The 17,282-nt window shown below is 42.0% G+C and carries 15 protein-coding genes; 11 read left to right on the forward strand and 4 right to left on the reverse strand.

Annotated features, from left to right (window positions below):
• Positions 1–66: 66 nt before the first annotated feature.
• Positions 67–1,308: a DUF2066 domain-containing protein gene (locus Q0976_RS18220; RefSeq protein ID WP_299495302.1), complete on the forward strand. Its 1,242-nt coding sequence runs from the start codon at positions 67–69 to the stop codon at positions 1,306–1,308.
• 59 nt (positions 1,309–1,367) lie between these two features.
• Positions 1,368–2,078, forward strand: a complete 711-nt coding sequence (hda, locus tag Q0976_RS18225; RefSeq protein WP_299495303.1) for a DnaA inactivator Hda — start codon at positions 1,368–1,370, stop codon at positions 2,076–2,078.
• A 113-nt stretch (positions 2,079–2,191) separates the two neighbouring features.
• Here hda and Q0976_RS18230 read toward each other — a convergent pair whose 3' ends face one another.
• Complete coding sequence (locus Q0976_RS18230) at positions 2,192–4,261, reverse strand: hypothetical protein (protein ID WP_299495304.1); 2,070 nt, start codon at positions 4,259–4,261, stop codon at positions 2,192–2,194.
• A 630-nt stretch (positions 4,262–4,891) separates the two neighbouring features.
• Here Q0976_RS18230 and Q0976_RS18235 point away from each other — a divergent pair.
• Complete coding sequence (locus tag Q0976_RS18235) at positions 4,892–5,539, forward strand: hypothetical protein (protein ID WP_299495305.1); 648 nt, start codon at positions 4,892–4,894, stop codon at positions 5,537–5,539.
• A 386-nt stretch (positions 5,540–5,925) separates the two neighbouring features.
• Complete coding sequence (locus Q0976_RS18240; protein WP_299495306.1) at positions 5,926–6,666, forward strand: hypothetical protein; 741 nt, start codon at positions 5,926–5,928, stop codon at positions 6,664–6,666.
• A 407-nt stretch (positions 6,667–7,073) separates the two neighbouring features.
• Here the strand turns inward: Q0976_RS18240 and Q0976_RS18245 are convergent, their stop codons facing one another.
• From Q0976_RS18245 to Q0976_RS18255, 3 genes are read right to left on the reverse strand one after another with little or no spacing between them, the layout of a single operon-like run.
• A complete protein-coding gene (locus Q0976_RS18245) occupies positions 7,074–7,502 on the reverse strand; it encodes a helix-turn-helix transcriptional regulator (RefSeq protein WP_299495307.1) in 429 nt (142 codons plus the stop codon).
• Positions 7,499–8,182 (reverse strand): hypothetical protein, encoded by a 684-nt coding sequence (locus tag Q0976_RS18250; RefSeq protein ID WP_299495308.1) that lies wholly within the window; start codon positions 8,180–8,182, stop codon positions 7,499–7,501. Before Q0976_RS18250 ends, Q0976_RS18245 begins: the two co-directional genes overlap by 4 nt.
• Positions 8,183–8,191: 9 nt before the next feature.
• Positions 8,192–8,833, reverse strand: a complete 642-nt coding sequence (locus tag Q0976_RS18255; protein WP_299495309.1) for a hypothetical protein — start codon at positions 8,831–8,833, stop codon at positions 8,192–8,194.
• Positions 8,834–9,507: 674 nt separating this feature from the next.
• On the opposite strand from Q0976_RS18255, the gene Q0976_RS18260 reads away from it, so the two are divergent.
• The 7 genes from Q0976_RS18260 (at position 9,508) to mmsB (ending at position 17,278) form a co-directional block, all read left to right on the forward strand.
• Positions 9,508–10,335, forward strand: a complete 828-nt coding sequence (locus tag Q0976_RS18260) for an SDR family NAD(P)-dependent oxidoreductase (protein ID WP_299495310.1) — start codon at positions 9,508–9,510, stop codon at positions 10,333–10,335.
• Between the two features lie 195 nt (positions 10,336–10,530).
• Positions 10,531–10,668, forward strand: a complete 138-nt coding sequence (locus Q0976_RS18265; RefSeq protein WP_299495311.1) for a hypothetical protein — start codon at positions 10,531–10,533, stop codon at positions 10,666–10,668.
• A 421-nt stretch (positions 10,669–11,089) separates the two neighbouring features.
• Positions 11,090–12,280: an acetyl-CoA C-acyltransferase gene (locus Q0976_RS18270; protein WP_299495312.1), complete on the forward strand. Its 1,191-nt coding sequence runs from the start codon at positions 11,090–11,092 to the stop codon at positions 12,278–12,280.
• An 89-nt stretch (positions 12,281–12,369) separates the two neighbouring features.
• Complete coding sequence (locus tag Q0976_RS18275; protein WP_299495313.1) at positions 12,370–13,869, forward strand: CoA-acylating methylmalonate-semialdehyde dehydrogenase; 1,500 nt, start codon at positions 12,370–12,372, stop codon at positions 13,867–13,869.
• A gap of 123 nt (positions 13,870–13,992) precedes the next feature.
• Complete coding sequence (locus tag Q0976_RS18280) at positions 13,993–15,150, forward strand: acyl-CoA dehydrogenase family protein (RefSeq protein WP_299495314.1); 1,158 nt, start codon at positions 13,993–13,995, stop codon at positions 15,148–15,150.
• Between the two features lie 18 nt (positions 15,151–15,168).
• A complete protein-coding gene (locus Q0976_RS18285; protein ID WP_299495315.1) occupies positions 15,169–16,356 on the forward strand; it encodes an enoyl-CoA hydratase/isomerase family protein in 1,188 nt (395 codons plus the stop codon).
• A 22-nt stretch (positions 16,357–16,378) separates the two neighbouring features.
• Positions 16,379–17,278 carry a 3-hydroxyisobutyrate dehydrogenase gene (mmsB, locus tag Q0976_RS18290; protein WP_299495316.1) on the forward strand — a complete coding sequence of 300 codons (900 nt, stop codon included), beginning with the start codon at positions 16,379–16,381 and terminating at the stop codon, positions 17,276–17,278.
• Positions 17,279–17,282: the final 4 nt, after the last annotated feature.

Consider the following 17,282-nt stretch of genomic DNA (forward strand, 5'->3'; position numbering starts at 1 on the left):
CAGGGGATAAATAAATTTATTGTGGTACAATTTTGCTACTCTTGAGTTATTCCAAAGTCATTAAAGATGCTGAAAATTTCAATGCATAACCTGTTTTCGTTTAAAAAATTAGCACAGACATTCATCACGAAATTACCTACTTTACTGTTAACCAGTCTCATTCTTTTTTCTGCGACTTTATCAGCTGCTGAAGTGACTCAATTGGATGAGAGTCTGGTTCGCGTGGATAATCGCTCTACGGCGCAGCGAAACGAAGGGATTAAAAAGGCCTTTGATAATGTTGTGCTAAAAAATTCTGGGTTACAAAGTGCGCTTAAAAACCCTTTAGTGATGGCAAAGCATAATAATCCCAATGCCTTGATGACTCAGTATGGTTATCAAGAAAAAGAGGGACAATTATACCTAAAAGTGAATTTTGATAACCGCCGCATTGTGGACTTACTCAGACAAGCGAATTTACCTGTGTGGGGTAAGCAGCGTCCCTTGACATTAATTTGGTTAGTCAGTGATGATGAAATGGACCAACGCCAGATTATGAGCGATGGTTCCAGTAGCCAAGTAAAACAAGATTTCTCACGTCAAGCGAGTAATCGTGGTATGCCCTTTCTATTTCCTTTGATGGACCTTGATGACTCTATGCGCATTAGTGTCAGTGATGTCAGAGGGATGTTTGTGGATACGATTGCAAAGGCTTCTCGGCGTTATCAAGCCGACTTTTTTATTATGGCATCGATACAAAGTAATGGTAACAGTGTGAACTATGCACTTAGTCTTTACCCTAAAACGGTTGATGCAGCCTCAAGTGCGCCATTGTTGTCGATGAACAGTGATGCGCAAAATGTTAACTTGGCTATCAGTGCGATGATGGCGAAAATCAGTGAATATTATGTGGATCAATATGCGACTGTGGACTCTGGAACACAATTAACCACTCAAGTGACGTTCTCAGGTGTTAATAATATTAATCAACTGGTGGCGCTTGAGCACTATATTGGACAATTAAGAGCCATAAAGTCAGCACAACTGGTTAAAATGAAAGGGGACACTATTACTTATGACTTCTCCCTGTTTAGTACCCAAGCTGATTTATTTCGTGTCATGGATTTAGAGCCAAGGCTGACGCCTCTTTCTAAGGCTGCGGAACCTCAACTGGCGGCGGCAAGTTCTACCGCTAATAATACGACGGGTAGCATGAATGATGATGTACCAGCGTCAAATACCATGAGGAGAGGGATAGAGATGCCTACTGAGAGCCTGAAACCTTTTTCTGTACCGACTGCGACGATTTATCAATGGAAAGGACATTAGTCTCCGTGCATGTTAACATAGAGGCAGTAAATATTATTAACGTATTGAGACTTATCTGAGTGAAGTCAAGTTCGCCTTTACAATTATCATTGCCTGTATCTCTGCCTGATGATGAAACGTTTCACAGTTATTATCCGGCTGCTGGTAATGATGAACTCATTCAATGCTTGCAAGATTGTGCCCAAGGAAAAGCAAAACAAGCCGTTTTTGTGTGGGGACCAGAAAAATCAGGCCGCACCCATTTAATGCATGCTGCTTGTGCTCAGGCTAATGATTTAGGCCGCAGTAGTTTTTATATTCCGTTAGGCATACATGCCAGCATTTCTACTGCTTTATTAGAAGGCTTAGAGAATATTGATTTGGTTTGTATCGATGATGTGGATGCCATTGCAGGCCATCCACTTTGGGAAGAAGCTATTTTTGATCTTTATAACAGGCTGATTGAGCAAGCTCACAGTGCCTTGATTGTGAGTGCAAAAGTATCACCGACTGACTCAGGTTTTGTTCTCCCTGATTTAGTGTCACGCATGCAATGGGGATTGAACTATCAATTACAGCCTATGGCAGATGAAGAGAAACTTGCCGCATTGCAAAGACGCTCGGCCATGCGAGGCTTACAGTTACCAGATGATGTTGGGCGATTTTTATTGAACCGTTTAGCGCGAGATCTGAGAACCTTATTTGACGTACTCGATAGACTCGATAAAGCCTCACTCATCCACCAAAGAAAATTGACCATTCCTTTCGTCAAAGAGATGCTGCGCTTATAGTGGCTTCAAGGTTGTTTGACACTCATTAACCTGAATTTGCGTGAACCAAAAAGCCCATTAGAAAATCATGGGCTTTTTGTCTTTTTGATTGAAATAACGAGGGAAGTCAATGATTAACGTTCACCACTGAATGTTAACGGTGGATGAGTAATGAGTGGATTGCTATGCTCTCCTGTGACTGGTGATATGTTGTTGAGTTTGTCCATGTCGTTGTTTGTATTGATAGCCTTATTGAACAGGCTGTTGACTGACGTGTTGACTGACGTGTTAGTTGTCAGTGTTAAGCTTTGTGCCCATGTGGAACCAGACGTGAATGAAATGGGCGCGGGCAGGGCATTGCGGATCACTTGAGCATTTATTGTGGGTAAAATAGAGGCGCCAATCAGCGCAAATCGCTCAGACACTTTGTCTTCACCAATACGGCCACGTTGTCCCCAACTGAGGGTGATATTATTGGCCGTCGCATTAGCGGGTTTATCGGTGACGGCAATATCTCTTTGAATACCAAACCGATAACTCATCATGGCTTCTTCAAATAGCATGGCCATGTCTTCTTGTTGGCTGCTATAAGCATAATAAGCATTGGCATGATCTTGACTAAAAAAACCACTGATATCATCCGGTGTGTAGGCTTGCTGTGTGCTTGTTGCATCTTCACCTTTAAAACTCACATTAGCCAAATCGAGTAGAGGCGCGCTGGTGAGTGGACTTTGTTGCATCAGTTTCGTTGAAATCAACAAGTCTGCTTTACTTATCCATTCAAAGTCATCGATGAGTTTAGGACCTTGTAATTGGCTATGCAGTTCGACAGGGAAATAATCATTAGCATGAGCTAACTCATGGTATAGCAAAGAGGCTAACTCGGGTGTGAGTGAATCAAGGGAGCGTGCACCTCTATTGGCGATAGAGTAATATTCAGAGGCATAATCATTATCTTTGACGTATCGCCAAGGGATCAAGAAATTGAGCGATTCACCAAACTGACTTCGATAATCTGACTCTTCGCTAATGGTATCTCGCTGGCTGGCCGTGAGCCATAAATTATCAGGATCTAAATAGATGGCGCCCGTTAACGCCCAATAAAAAGAGGGGCGAATATCGGTGCTTATCACGATAGCGGTGACTGATTGCAATAGCGTTAAGAAATCACCGTGAGGATCCATTTGCTCAAGAAATTGCATAAAGTTATCAGCCATCCATTCATGGGAGACTAATAAACGGGCTTTAATGGCGGCTTTCATTGCATCCTCACTGTCTTGTTGACCAATTAAGGGCAAGGTTGATAATAAACAGCTTTCCGTCAACTCGTTGTGATAAACGCATTGCTCAAGAGCATTGGCATAAGGCGAGTTAGCCTGATAGGCAAAGGTGTGAGCGATGGCTTGTGGAAAGTAAGTCGATGTAATGGGATTTTCAGCTGTGATCAGTATGTGTACATCATCAATGACGGTGGTTCCATTAATGGTGGCAATGGCGCTTAATGTACTGAGGGTGTCTGTAGTGACGTTAGGTGCGGTGAATAGGGGTCTATCTATTTCGCTAAAATCAACCAATAAATCAGGACCTGTGGCAATACACCAAGTTAAATCCGTCATGGCTGCAGTATCGCTCATCAAATGGTGGCGCAGGCTCACAAGAGTGCCTTGGGGGGCTTGATGACTGACTCTGACTTGGGCATTGTTTGATTTGAGTGCGTTGACAGTAATATTGACACTTTCTTGCCAAGTTAGCTGGGCGGCATCTTGCGCTGTGTTTATTTCAGTCACCGTGACTTGCAAAGTATAAGTCCCCTCATCGCTGGCTTCAAAGGCTAATAAAGGACTGTGGGGGGAAAGCAACGTGAGTGGTTCGCCATCGAGCTGTTGCCAAGTATAGTGATAATCAGCGCTGTTGCGGTTTATTTGCGCTAAAATAGCACCAGATTGCTCCGCGTAATAGGCAGGTTCGATTTGAAATGCCAGGTCTGAATCGGTGTTAATCAAAGTCAAACCTGAGTTTGTGGCTGCAGTGTCAGTTAAGGTTTCACACCGAGCAACATTGGCATTTATATTGTTACTCGGGGCGCCATTATCTAAGGTATCATTATTATTGCTGTTGGTATCGTCACCTCCGCCGCCACAGGCGGTGAGGGCAAGCGTTAAGCTTAAGCTCAGCAGAAGGCGAGATAAAGAAGAAAGTTCCATTTGAGACTTGTCCTTATTTAATTGTTTTTATTTTCTATTTATCTAAATTTTTCAAATTGACATCAATATAACATAAGTGATCTAGCTTGGGTATGTGGGCTAAAATTGTGAGTTCCCACTCACATTGGGGCTTATTAAAAACTAGCGTTTGGCCTCAGTGGTATTAGTGAGTGTGTTTCAACTTGTGACCTTATTGGTATTGATTGCCTGCCGCAGGCTTATGTGCGAATACAAAAATAACTCGCCGTAAATATGTCCCTATAGGCTCAAACGGAAACATCCGTGTTTCCGATGGTTATTTTTATATTCACACTGATTTTAAAAGCGAAAAGCGAAAAGCGAAAAGCAAAAAGCACAAGTAGTATGTTTCTTCGAATGGGTTTTTCTATTGGTATTTAATCCATTAAATTGTGATTGGGTTCAAGGTCTTTGTTTTTAGTTATTCTTGTTCTAAACATTTTGCTTACAAAGGTAACGGTGAGGTGGTATTTTGCTTGGCTAGCGTAAAGACGCTGGGCTAGCAGTGTACTCTGGTTTAGTGATTTGTTTGAAAAAACTGTTTCAAAGAATTGGCTGTCTGGAAGATTATCCTGCTGTTGAATAAGCTGTTATGTTTCTATGGAGGTTTCATTGCCAATCGTAATTGCATTAGTCATATTTGCTTTAGTGGCTCCATTTTTACTAAAACTTTATGTCACTAATATTCCAGGTGAAATTATCGGGAGCATTGATGGTTGGTTGAGTTTTCTTGGTGGGTATTCAGGAGGAATCTTGGCATTCCTAGCTGCTTACATGATATTCAATAAGCAAAGAACTGAAAATGTCAGGCCATTTTTGATTACAGAACCACTATTGGCCAATAGCAATTCAAAATCATGCCTCTATTTTCTTGAAAAATATGATATCAAAGTTGATCCAAACACTTATAAAACTAGCGATTTAAATCGGGACGATACCTTTATAGATTTCGCACTCAAAAATATTGGTATAGGCCCAGCTTTAGATGTCAGTATATTCAATTCAAAAGGCACAAAGATTGCTTTAGCGGATCGATCTACTGTGTTTTTCCAAGAGTTTGATTCTTTAGGACATGTTACACCTAATGAGCATATGAGCTGGATATTTTGCATTGACTCAAACTTAGCTGATAAAAATGGTGAATATAAAGAGGAGCTTACTTTAAAATACATGGATATATTTAAAAATAAACATACTCATAAGCTCCATATTTTCCTTAACAAGCCAAGCGGTAAAGCGGGTATTAGTTTAAAAACATAACAAGCTGTTTAACAAACAACCAAGCCACCCATTGTTAAATAGCGATATACGGATCTAAAATTATTCGGACATATATAGACGCTCCCGTTGAGTCAGGCCTGTTTTGACTTTTGAAAGCCAAAGACATCTAGCCAAGGACTTAATAGGCTTTGGTTATTCAAATTAACTATACCTCTTCAGTGCGTAGTCAGTTGTTGTCTAGTCGATAAGGCTGAGGACTGGTTTTATGGCATGGCTCAAAAAATAGCCTGCCAACTGGTTTAAAACTAAAGGCCATATTTTTGTTCGAAATAATCAATAAAATCATATAAAATATAGCGGATTATAGATGTGAAGTATTACATTTTTTGCATCTATGCACAGGACAAAATAATAATGGAATATTTATGGATTTTATCAATCAGTATCAGCAGCAAGGATTAACTCAACCTATTAGCATTAAACCCACTCTAAAAATGCATGCATTATTATGGGGAGGAGGATCATTTCTTTTAGGCGGGTGTGTCGTCGCATTATTTAGTGAGGAGCTTAAAACACAATTAATCGGATTAGGGGGCGGGCTATTTTTTGGATTTGCGATTATTATTTGTGCCAGTGCATTACTTAGAAGTCAATCGAGAGGATTAGTCGAATTTTCAGAAGATGGCTTATGGCTTTCTACGATAGGGATGACTTTACCTTGGCATTCACTGGGTCCAGCTTGGGTGAATGTGACTAAGCATGATGGGGGGAAAACGAAAGATGTCGTGTTTATTGTTAAAGACATCGACCGTTATATTACCAACCTGAGTTTTATTCCACGTATTCACTTAAGGCTCTTGAAACGGACGTTGGAAATAGGTAAAGGTGGGTCAATCGATTTAGGCTTAGGGGCTTTATTTCATTTTTTAGATGAAAAAAGTGCCTTTAAAAAATTAACTCATCAGCTTGAATATGCTCGTGATCAAGCGCAATCGGATCCATCGGCGATACTATTGAATATTCCAGTTCCTTTTCGACTTGGTATTGATCCTCAGTCATTGGTTGCAATCATCAATTTAGAGCAATCAAAACAAACGATGGATATTGATTCAGCTAACAACTCAGGATTTAAAAATCAGAATATTTCTAATGGAAGTGCAAGTTGAGTAGATGATCATGTATAAAAGGCATTTTTCAGGTGTATAGGGAAATCATTACGGACAATATTCAAGGGAAAACCCCTTTGTGGCAGGTTTTTTGGATCCAGAATGTGTTAATTGGTGGCATGTGGCAATGTGCGTTTAATGTTGGCTGGAAGGGGTGGGGTTATCTTGTTCGTGGGGCTTACATTGTTATCTTTTGTGTTGTTTTGTTCTCATTTCTTAAAGGTTAGAAAGCGGCGTTGTGAACGGCCATGATTATTCTGAGCTTTAACATGTAAAAAAATCTTGGATGTGAAGCCATACTCGGTCACTAAACGGTATTCACTTTGCCGTTGCCTAAACAAAAAAAAGTGGGGCAATCTGCTCACACTTTTTTATATTGATAAAAGCCGACTCACTTAATCCACCAATCAGGTTTTTAAAATCTGTTTCATCTCAAACAAAATGTCAGAAATTAAACTCACCGCACCATGGTGTAATTCTTTTTCATCTGTTGCGAGTAACAATAAATTCGCCGTCGATGATGCTTGACTCAATTTTCTACGTACATCTTCATTGTCTTCTTGGCTCAGCTCAGGCATAGGCACATTGTCTTCACAATCGGGATCAGGAATAAAGGCAGGCTGATCATCTCGGCCAATCATAAATTCCTCATTCGACGAGTCTTGTACTAAGTAGTGGCGACTAATAAAACCAAATAACTTACATAACTTGCGTGTTGAAGGCTCACTTGCACCGCTTTGCCACTGGCTCACTTCCCCCTCTTTCACGTCCATGATTCTCGCTAAGTCAGCCACACTTAAATCAAAGCGCTTCGCAATACTCTTTAACTCTGTCACAGCCTTACTCCCTTAATTCTTTGTTTTTGGCTCATCCCCGCCTTTACTGCAAAATAACTGATCATCACCAGCACAACTATTTCCGAAATACTGATAGGCAAACGTATATAACGATATAAGTCGTAAAAAAACGCAGGCTTCAAATCAGCAAAAGCACTGCCTAATGCCCCTTGATAGATCAACTCTTCAATCCCTGTCACTAAATTAAGTACAACAGCTATTCCATACACACCCAGCAATAAATATTCTTGAGCGAAGCGCTGATAATACACATTCAGCTTGAACACCTTCGCTATGGGGCCGCGATACCAAATCAAAGCCATCACTAACGCATCGAATCCAATATAAGTAAAATAAAAGCCCCAATTAGGTACTTGAGTTAATAAATATTCATTCAACCACAATACATCTATCAATTTCATCACAGCGGGTATGGCAATTAAATACGCCCAATTGGGGAAGCGGCGGCACATGAGCACACTCATTGCTAACGCCAAAGCTAATCCTACATTAGACAACCATGCCCATTCTTCAAATAAAATAGTTATAATAAACAATAAACTAAAAATACTAGCAACCACAAAGGCTCCTAGCCATAACAGCGACTTGTGCTTAGCAAAGTAAATCACTCCCGAGCTGATCAGGCCAAGGCCTATCAGCACAACAACAAATACATCCATGCTAATCCCCTAGCTTCTAACAAAAACAGCACTCACCTCACGTTTAGGCTGAGTTGTTCCACCACCCGTCATAGGCACTGGCGGTATCCATCCTTCCTCATCATCCAATAAAGCAAGATTCACCTCACTTCTTGGTGGATTATTCCAACCATTCCCCAACGGCGATGGCGGTACCCATCCTTCCTCACTGTCTAATAAAACAAGATTTAATAATTCAGGTTCACCAGAGCCACCACCACCCAAAGGTAAAGGCGGCACCCATCCTTCCTCACCATTCAACAAAGCAAGATTCTCATTAGGCCTAGTGGGTTGAGTACCACCTCCACTCATAGGCACTGGCGGCAACCAACCGGCCTCACCACCGCCCAATAAAGCAAGATTCACATTCTCATTAGGCCTTGTAGGATTCCCACCGCCACCACCACCCATAGGTGTCGGCGCTGGAATACTCACACTTAGGGGGCCGAGGGCGATGGCTTTTGACAAGGCTTGGCTGATACTTGATGTTGCTTGCGCATTGTGCAGGCTTACCAATAAATCGGCGGGGCTGAGCGCTTGGGTTGAAAGGGTAATGCTGACCACTTCGCTAGGTTGAGGTAAAGCTTGAGCCACATCAAGATTGTCAATATTTTGAGGCATGTCCATTATCATTATTCTTATCCTTGCGGGTTGCTTACCGCTAATATCATAGGTTTCATAATCGGCTTGCTAAGCATTTATTTATCAGTCAATATCATTTAGCGCTTATCACTGATAACGTAACAATTAATCACGTAACAATAATATAAATTGACATTTGAAATAAGTGCTTAACAAATAAATCTGATTTATTCGATAAATAGTAGATAGTTAAACAGGCAAAATGTCAAATAGTGACCGCCTATTTTCTTATTAATAGCAAGTGTTAAATCGCCTTGTGTGCCTTGTTTTACCTCATTAGTCATAAAAAAATGCACAGAGAAAAAGACACGTTAAAAACACAGAACGAATGGCTTTTTTGATCAATTGAAGTGCATTGGCGTGTTGTTTACTGCATGTTTGACTTCTCATGAGCAGGTTTTTAGCGGGTTATATTTCGTTTTATAACAAACCTAGGGCCTGTTGATTTTTGGTGATTAAATTATGTTCAGATAAACGTGTTTTAATCGCGGCGAGAGGTGTCAACGCCCCCTAGTGGATACCTGACAATGAATGTTATAAAAAGCTCAGGCAGTATTTATTCGTTATGATAGGTCGACAGTGGTAAAGTGAATAACAAATATAATGGGGTATTTTTATGTTTGCATTTAAAATCCCATCCATTGACTATAAGTTAAGAGAATGTCATGACCCAATCAATTTTAATTACTGGTTGCTCCAGTGGCATTGGCCGCTTTTGTGCCGAGCAACTGCATCAGGCTGGATTCAACGTAGTGGCCAGTTGCCGCAAACTTGACGATGTGAGGACCCTTCAAGCGCAAGGGCTAAGTTGTGTGCAAATGGATATGACAAGTACAGACTCGATTAGAATTGGGCTTGCAGCTGCCTTAGCGCTAACGGGGGGGACCATAGATGTGCTGTTTAACAATGCCGCTTATGGACAAGGCGGTGCTATTGAAGATTTATCAACAAATACGTTGCGCCAGCAATTTGAAACGAATTTATTTGGCCTCCATGAATTGACGCGAGCCGTTATTCCACTGATGTTAGCGCAAGGCTCGGGTAAAATTGTGCAAAATAGCTCAGTACTGGGGCTAGTGGCGATGAAGTATCGTGGTGCCTATAATGCCAGTAAATTTGCATTAGAAGGCTACACAGATACCTTGAGGTTAGAATTAATGAATACCCCCATTTCTGTGAGTTTAATAGAGCCAGGTCCCATTGTCAGCCAATTTAGAGCCAATGCGCTACGTGCAATTGAGCACTCCATTGACATTGAGACTTCACGGCATAAAGATAATTATCAGCATACCTTGTCCCGTTTGGGTAGCAAAGAGGCAACGACACCTTTTACATTAGGGCCTGAAGCGGTATTAAAGCCTTTACTAAAAATCATAGAACACTCCAATCCCAAGCCACGTTATTATGTGACCAAAGCCACTTATATCTTTGGTTACTTACGTCGCTTTTTATCTTCAAGCATGCTAGATAGGGTTTTATCCAGAGGTGATTAAATTAACAGGTGATTAAACTCTGTTTGAGATAAACGTGTTTGAATCGTGGCAAGAGGAGAACGGCGAGTTATTCTAAGTCCCTTTCTTTAAACAAGAGGGGCACAACAAAGTGTCAAACACGATCGACTAATCCCTGCTTCATCAAAGCATGAAGACAGCGCTTATTGCTCATTTGTAAGGCGTTATCGCTTATTTATGTTCGACTCCATGGATGGAGAAGGTAGAGCGACGTCTGGAACCCAAGCCGAGAATAACGACACAACATCAGTGCGACCTAGTATCAAGGCCACACAAACGGTTGCAGAAATTATGACTAAAGATCCACATCTCTGAGGCGGTCATTTTTTACTATTATTACCCGTCATATTACTTAAAAGCAGATGATTTAGCTATATCATTGTTTCTAACAAGCTAATATCGAGCTCCTAAATAGGTTAAGTTACATTGATTGGGTTAACGGTATTGATTGAATATTTTCGTTAATCTGAAAAGTACAATATAACTTATTGTAAATAAATTATTTTTTATATAACGAATAGAAATGATATTGGACTGTAAATTTGAAGTGACAAACATATATCGGCTTTTTTGGTTATTTTTTTGATGAACTATTGCTTTACGTTAGCGTAAACGTCACAGTGTGGGTATGGATATTGTCTAATTAAGAAGACATGGTTTACTGATTTAAATTGGGCTATTAACGATAACGGTTTGAGGACCGAAAGTGTTAGTAGGCTGATTTTCGGAGTGGAATATGAGTACCGTACAAGCAAATTCAGATATTGTGATTGTGGCAGCAAAACGCACCCCCATGGGGGGATTTCAAAGTGGCTTATCCAGTATTGCAGCGCCTAATCTGGCGAGCACGGCAATTCAAGATATGATGATACAAACCTCGGTTAACCCAGAACAAATCGATGAAGTATTAATGGGTTGCGTGTTACCCGCAGGTCTAGGACAAGCACCTGCTCGTCAAGCTGCATTAGGGGCAAAATTGCCTTTATCTGTTGGGGCAACCACGCTGAATAAAGTGTGTGGGTCTGGCATGAAAGCGGTCATGTTAGCGCATGATTTAATTAAAGCAGGCAGCGCCGATATCATTATTGCTGGTGGTATGGAGAGTATGAGCCAAGCGCCTTACTTACTTGATAAAGCCCGCAGTGGAATGCGTATGGGTCACGGTAAAGTATTAGATCATATGTTTCTTGATGGTTTAGAAGATGCTTATACCGGTGGTGCTATGGGCAGTTTTGCTCAAGCGACGGCTGATGAATTTAATATTAGCCGTGAAGCGATGGATGAATTTGCATTAGGCTCGCTTGAAAAAGCCAATTTGGCCATTGAATTAGGCTTATTTAAGCAAGAAATCGCACCGGTCACGGTATCCAGTCGTAAAGGCAAGCAGATCGTCGATACTGATGAGCAACCCGGTAATGCCCGTCCTGACAAAATTCCTACTTTACGCCCAGCTTTTGCTAAAGATGGCACGATTACTGCCGCAAACTCCAGTTCAATTTCTGATGGTGCTGCAGCATTAATGTTGATGTCTCGTGAACAAGCGACTCAACAGGGGTTGGAAGTGCTTGCCACTATTAAAGGGCATACTACTCATGCACAAGCACCTGCCATGTTTACCACAGCCCCAGTTGGGGCGATGGCTAAATTATTGGATAAAGTGAATTGGTCAAAAGAAGATGTGGATTTGTTTGAAATTAATGAAGCCTTTGCCATGGTCACTATGTTGGCGATTTCAGAACTAGGTTTGGATGACACAAAAGTCAATGTAAACGGTGGAGCATGCGCATTAGGTCATCCTATTGGTTGCTCAGGAGCGCGATTATTAGTCACACTGATTTATGCGTTAAAAGCACGAGGGCTTAAGCGGGGGGTCGCGTCATTGTGTATCGGTGGAGGAGAAGCAACGGCAATGGCCATTGAAATATAAGTTATTGTCTTGCCCAAAAGCCAGTACTTTTGGGCTGTAAAACGTATTAATGTCAATACTCATTAGCCAGTTCAGTGAAAGGATTGAAAATGACAGTTCAAGTAAAACATTATATTGATGGCCAGTTTGTACTAGGTCAAGGACACACGCAAATTACAGTGACAAATCCTGCGAATAATCAACCTATAGCAGTGGTGAATGCGGCGACAGAAACTGAAGTTGAAACGGCGATTGACAGCGCCAAAAAGGCGTTTAAAAGTTGGAAGGAAGTCCCTGTTTCTGAACGTGCTCGAGTGATGTTGAGATATCAACATCTCTTAAAATTACATCATGATGAATTGGCGACGATTTTAGCTCAAGAAACCGGTAAAACCTTTGATGATGCTAAAGGCGATGTTTGGCGCGGCATTGAAGTGGCTGAGCATGCTTGTAATATTGCGACACTCATGATGGGGGAGACTGTTGAGAATGTCGCACGCTCTATTGATACCTATAGCTACACTCAACCTTTGGGAGTGTGTGCTGGGATCACGCCTTTTAATTTCCCTGCCATGATCCCATTATGGATGTTCCCGTTAGCGGTCGCGTGTGGTAATACTTTTGTGCTGAAACCGTCAGAACAAGACCCCATGACACCCCAACGATTAGTGGAATTGTTTGAAGAAGCGGGCGCTCCCAAAGGCGTACTGCAACTCATTCATGGGGATAAAACGGCCGTTGATATTTTACTGCGTCACCCTGACGTTAAGGCCCTGTCTTTTGTTGGCTCTGTGGCGGTCGGTCAGTATGTGTATCGAACAGGGACAGACAACCTTAAGCGTGTACAAGCTTTTGCAGGAGCCAAAAATCATTGTGTGATCATGCCTGACGCAAATAAACAACAAGTGATTAATCATTTAGTGGGCGCATCGGTAGGGGCTGCAGGACAACGTTGTATGGCGTTATCGGTTGCTGTTTTTGTGGGAGAGGCCAAAAATTGGATCCCTGAGCTCAAAGCGGCGATAGCGAAGGTCAAGCCGGGATTATGGGATGATAAAGAAGCGGGGTATGGTCCACTGATCAGCCCTGCTGCGAAGAATCGCGTGATTGATTTAATTCGTCAAGGGATTGAAGAAGGAGCGGATTGTTTGCTCGATGGACGTGACTTTAGTGTGCCGGGTTTTGAAAGTGGTAACTGGGTTGGACCCACCTTGTTTGATAATGTCACGCAAGAAATGAGTATTTATAAAGAAGAAATTTTTGGGCCTGTTTTAGCCTGTATGCATGCCGATTCCCTCGATGCAGCGATTGAGATTGTTAATGCTAGCCCTTATGGGAACGGTACCTCTATTTTTACCGCTTGTGGCGCAGCAGCTAGAAAATATCAGCATGAAATTGAAGTTGGGCAAGTGGGTATTAACGTGCCTATTCCGGTGCCGCTGCCTTTCTTTTCATTTACAGGATGGAAAGGGAGTTTTTATGGTGATCAACATGCTTATGGAAAACAAGCCGTGCGATTTTATACCGAAACAAAAACCATAACGGCTAGGTGGTTTGAGTCAGACATTGAAACAGCATCGAGTCCTAATATGACCATTGGCTTGAAATAAATGTTGAGTCTTTAAAAATAATAACAATAAAATCAAAGTAGTACACCAATAAAATGAATGGATCATTTTATTGGCGCCGTTAACAGCTGTAGATCAAAGTGAAAGTGTGACAGGAGTACCCGAATGAATTTTAACCTTAATGATGACCAACGCCAATTTGTCGAATTAGCCGATCAATTTTCTAGAGAAGAACTTGCTCCTTTTGCAGCCCAATGGGATAAAGAGCATCATTTTCCCCGTGACGTGATAGAAAAAGCCGGTGAATTAGGCTTTTGTGGCTTATACAGTCCTGAGTCTGAAGGGGGGTTGGGATTGTCTCGTCTTGATTCTGTGCTGATTTTTGAAGAATTAGCAAAAGGGTGCACATCAACAACGGCCATGTTAACAATCCATAATATGGCGACGTGGATGGTGACCAGTTTTGGCAGTGAGTCATTAAGGCAGCAATGGTCAGAATCATTGACCAGTGGCGCGACATTAGCCTCATATTGTTTAACAGAAGCGGGAGCAGGCAGTGATGCTGCCGCGTTAAAAACCAAAGCGGTACGAGAGGGGGATGAGTATGTTATTTCTGGAGAAAAAATGTTCATCTCAGGCGCAGGGGCTACGGATTTATTAGTGGTGATGTGCCGTACTGGAGAGCCTGGAGCAAAAGGAATTTCAGCCATTGCTGTACCGGCCAATGCCGTTGGAGTCAGTTATGGAAAAGCGGAAGATAAAATGGGCTGGAATGCACAGCCAACAGCGCAAATTGCCTTTGATGAAGTGAGGGTTCCTGTCAGTCATTTATTAGGTGAAGAAGGGCAAGGTTTTACATTTGCAATGAAAGGACTTGATGGCGGGAGAATTAATATTGCCACGTGTTCGGTGGGGACAGCCCAAGCTGCTTTAGAGCGAGCGACGACTTATATGCATGAGCGTCAACAATTTGGTAAGCCTTTGGCAGCATTTCAGGCATTGCAGTTTAAATTGGCGGATATGGCAACGGAATTGGTTGCTGCACGTAATATGGTGCGATTAGCGGCGTTTAAGTTAGATGAAGGTGATGTTCAGGCGACAACTTATTGTGCCATGGCTAAGCGTTTTGCAACGGATATTGGCTTTAAAGTGTGTGATAGTGCTTTGCAAATTCATGGTGGCTATGGATATATACAAGAATACCCCCTTGAGCGTCATGTTCGTGATGTTCGAGTACATCAAATATTAGAAGGCACCAATGAAATTATGCGCTTAATTATTGCTAGGCGATTGCTTGATGAGCATGCAGTTAGGGTGATTTAACCATTAAAAAGGCGACACATGGATCAGGCATTTAAAACAATGAAGGAGAGTAAAGTGGAAGAGGTATGTTCAACTGCGGATGTTATTTTTAGTACTTTGCCTACCCAAGATGGGCATTTTATCGGCCGAGTGACACTCAATTGTGAAGCCGCATTGAATGCATTGAACCTTGATATGGTCAGTGCCATGTTAGCGCAATTGACGCGCTGGAAAAATGATCCTGAATTGGTCTGTATATTGCTTGAAGGGGCGGGTGATAAAGCATTTTGTGCAGGTGGTGATGTACGTGCTATTTATCAAGCGGGCATTAAGGCACCCAATGCGATTAACCCTGAAGCATTGCGCTTTTTTGAACAAGAGTATCGTTTAGACTATTTGCTGCACCGTTTTGAAAAACCCGTTATCATTTGGGGGGATGGCATTGTCATGGGTGGGGGACTTGGTTTAATGATGGGCGGCAGTCATCGTATTGTGACAGAGCGTTCACGTATTGCGATGCCAGAAGTGACCATCGGACTTTACCCAGATGTCGGGGGGAGTTATTTTCTCAATCGAATGCCTGGTAAAATAGGCCTTTTCTTAGGCATGACAGCTTATCATATGAATGATGCTGATGCGCGGTATGTCAATATTGCCACTCATTGCCTAGCAAGCCAAGATAAAGCCACTATGCTTGATGCTCTTCAGGCGCTGCAATGGCAACAAACAAATAGCACTCAGCATCACTCTATGTTGAATACTTTTTTTGAACATTACCAAACTCCTGTGAATAAACTCAGTCGATTACAGCAACATCAAGACATGATTGATTCGCTAATGGCGGGCAGTCTAGATGAGATAGTTAACCGTGTAAAACAGCTTGATACTGAAGCGCAATGGCTACAAAGGGCTATCCAATCCCTTTTAAAAGGGAGCCCCCTCAGTTGGTGTTTGATTTATGCCCAGTCGCAGTTAAGTGAGAAGTTGACTTTGGCCGATATTTTTCAATTTGAATTAGGTTTAAGTGTTAATTGCAGTGCATATGGCGATTTCAAAGAAGGTGTTCGAGCGTTATTAATTGACAAAGATAGAAATCCTAAATGGCAATTTTTAGAATTTAGTGTGGATTGTGAACGGGCTGCGAGTCGATTACTGACTTCACCTTGGAAAGATGAGCCTCACCCGCTGCGTGATCTGGCTGTGGCCACTAAAAATGAATACGTGTGACATCAATAAAGGAGCAAGTTGAATGAATACTGTAGCATTTATAGGGTTGGGGCATATGGGCCAGCCAATGGCGTTGAATTTAATGAAGGCGGGTGTGACGGTTAAAGTCTTCGATCTTGTGCCTGAAATGATGGCGGAGTTGACAGAGCAAGGTGCACTTATGGCCAGTAGTGCTTGTGGGGCTGCTGCCGGTGCTGATGTCGTGGTTTCTATGTTGCCTGCAGGTGCCCATGTTCGTGGGTTATATTTAGGCCAGGATGATAAACCAGGTTTAATAGATGTGGTCGCTAAAGAAACCTTGCTGATTGATTGCTCAACCATTGATGCACAAAGTGCAAGAGAAGTGGCAAAACAGGCTGCTGATAAGGGGATTGAGTTTGTTGATGCGCCAGTATCGGGCGGAACCGCGGGAGCAGCAGCAGGAACCTTAACCTTCATTTGTGGAGGAACGGATAAGGGGTTTGCACAAGCTAAGAGTACATTAAGCATGATGGGCAGCAATATCTTTCATGCCGGTAGCGCAGGAGCAGGACAAATTGCTAAGATATGCAATAATATGTTGCTGTCAGTGTTGATGATTGGAACGTCAGAGTCACTGCAATTAGGGATAGATCATGGGTTAGATCCTAAGGTCTTGTCTGAGATAATGAAAGTAAGCAGTGGTGGAAATTGGACCTTAGAGAAATATAATCCTTGCCCAAATGTGATGCCCAATGTGCCTTCTTCCCATGAGTATCAAGGCGGCTTTATGGTGGATCTGATGATTAAAGATTTAGGACTATCGCAAGAAGCAACCTTGGTTTCTAATTCAAGCACACCCATGGGGGCACTGGCACGAAGTTTATATATTAATCATGGACGTAAGGGCCATGGTCAACTCGATTTTTCCAGTATTTTTGAAGTATTTAATAAGAAAGGGTAACTCA

It is taken from the genome of uncultured Shewanella sp., assembly GCF_947501665.1.
In the GTDB taxonomy this organism is placed as follows: Bacteria; Pseudomonadota; Gammaproteobacteria; order Enterobacterales; family Shewanellaceae; genus Shewanella.

Bases quoted from the DNA above. Each gene is read 5' to 3' on its own strand.
- Q0976_RS18250 (WP_299495308.1), bottom strand. From the start codon at position 8,182: ATGGATGTATTTGTTGTTGTGCTGATAGGCCTTGGCCTGATCAGCTCG.
- mmsB (WP_299495316.1), top strand. From the start codon at position 16,379: ATGAATACTGTAGCATTTATAGGGTTGGGGCATATGGGCCAGCCAATG.
- Q0976_RS18255 (WP_299495309.1), bottom strand. From the start codon at position 8,833: ATGATAATGGACATGCCTCAAAATATTGACAATCTTGATGTGGCTCAA.
- Q0976_RS18220 (WP_299495302.1), top strand. From the start codon at position 67: ATGCTGAAAATTTCAATGCATAACCTGTTTTCGTTTAAAAAATTAGCA.
- Q0976_RS18240 (WP_299495306.1), top strand. From the start codon at position 5,926: ATGGATTTTATCAATCAGTATCAGCAGCAAGGATTAACTCAACCTATT.
- Q0976_RS18270 (WP_299495312.1), top strand. From the start codon at position 11,090: ATGAGTACCGTACAAGCAAATTCAGATATTGTGATTGTGGCAGCAAAA.
- Q0976_RS18230 (WP_299495304.1), bottom strand. From the start codon at position 4,261: ATGGAACTTTCTTCTTTATCTCGCCTTCTGCTGAGCTTAAGCTTAACG.
- Q0976_RS18285 (WP_299495315.1), top strand. From the start codon at position 15,169: ATGGATCAGGCATTTAAAACAATGAAGGAGAGTAAAGTGGAAGAGGTA.
- Q0976_RS18275 (WP_299495313.1), top strand. From the start codon at position 12,370: ATGACAGTTCAAGTAAAACATTATATTGATGGCCAGTTTGTACTAGGT.
- Q0976_RS18280 (WP_299495314.1), top strand. From the start codon at position 13,993: ATGAATTTTAACCTTAATGATGACCAACGCCAATTTGTCGAATTAGCC.
- Q0976_RS18260 (WP_299495310.1), top strand. From the start codon at position 9,508: ATGACCCAATCAATTTTAATTACTGGTTGCTCCAGTGGCATTGGCCGC.
- Q0976_RS18265 (WP_299495311.1), top strand. From the start codon at position 10,531: ATGTTCGACTCCATGGATGGAGAAGGTAGAGCGACGTCTGGAACCCAA.